Source organism: Streptomyces sp. NPDC000941, assembly GCF_053599555.1.
On sequence record NZ_JBSFMM010000542.1, the window covers coordinates 1 to 1491 of the forward strand.

General features: G+C 72.7%; 1 protein-coding gene. It reads right to left on the bottom strand.

What is annotated here, in order from left to right:
* A partial coding sequence (locus ACWDSL_RS53380; RefSeq protein WP_450497004.1) for a beta-ketoacyl synthase N-terminal-like domain-containing protein occupies nucleotides 1-1491 on the bottom strand: 1491 nt, incomplete at both ends.

Consider the following 1491-nt stretch of genomic DNA (forward strand, 5'->3'; position numbering starts at 1 on the left):
TGGTTGACGGCAGAACCCCGCACCACCGCCAGCACCCTGTGCCCGTTCCGCCGCGCATCCGACAACCGCTCCAGCAGCAGCACACCAACGCCCTCGCTCCATCCCGTTCCGTCGGCGGCGGCGGCGAAGGGCTTGCACCGGCCGTCATTCGCTATCCCCCGCTGCCGCGAGAACTCCACGAACCCTCCCGGTGTCGCCATCACCGTGACGCCACCCGTCAGGGCCAGCGAGCACTCCCCCGCCCGCAGCGCCTGCACCGCCATGTGGAGGGCGACCAGCGAGGAGGAGCACCCCGTGTCCACCGTCACGGCCGGGCCCTCGAAGCCCATCGCGTACGAGAGCCGGCCCGAGACGATGCAGCCCATGTTGCCGGTGCCGATGTACCCCTCCACGTCGGCACTGGAGTGGTTGACGATCGAGAGGTAGTCGAAGATGGTCGCGCCCGCGTAGACGCCCGTGTTGCTGCCGCGCAGCGTGCCGACGTCCATCCCGGCGTTCTCGAAGGTCTCCCACGCGGTCTCCAGCAGCAGCCGCTGCTGCGGGTCCATCGCCAGCGCCTCGCGCGGCGAGATCCCGAAGAAGCCCGCGTCGAACCGCGTCGCGTCGTAGAGGAATCCGCCCTCGCGCACGTAGCTGGTGCCGGGCCGGTCGGGGTCGGAGTCGTAGATCGTGTCCAGGTGCCAGCCGCGGTCGGTCGGGAAGGGGCCCACCGCGTCCGTGCCCGCCACGACCATCTCCCACAACTGGTCGGCGTTGGAGACGCCGCCGGGGAAGCGGCACGCCATGCCGACGATCGCGATCGGGTCGCCGGCGTCGGCGGGCAGCGCGTGGAGGTGGGTTGGGGCCGTGCCGGGCTCGACGCCGGAGATCTCGGAGAGCAGGTAGCCCGCCAGGTCGTCGGCGGTGGGGTAGTCGAAGATGAGGGTGGTCGGCAGCGGGAGGCCGATGCTGGAGCTGAGCTTGTTCCGCAGCTCGACGGCGGTCAGGGAGTCGAAGCCCATCTCGTTGAACGGGCGGGTCGCCGTGATCGCGTCGGGACCGGCGTGGCCCAGGACGCTCGCCGCCAGCGCCCGCACGTGCTGCGAGAGCACCTGCCGCCGCTGGGCCGGCGCGGCGGCCTCCACCTGGCGGCGCAGCGGACTGTCGGCCCCGGCCCGCGCGCCCTCCTCCAGCGCCTCGGCCACCTGCGGGATATCCACCAGCAGCTGGCTGGGCCGCTGGGCGGTGAAGGTCTGGGCGAACCGCACCCAGTCGATGTCAGCGACGGTGAGCACCGAGTCGCCCTGCGCGAGGGCGTCGCCGAGCACGCGCAGCGCGGCGTCGGGCGCCATCGCGCCCAGACCACGGTCGCGGAAGAAGGAGGATGCGGTGTCGCTGGCGACCATGCCGACGCCGACCCAGGGGCCCCAGGCGATGGACAGGCCGGTCAGGCCTTCGGCGCGGCGGCGTTCGACGAGCGCGTCCAGGTGCGCGTTGGCCGCCGCGTACGCG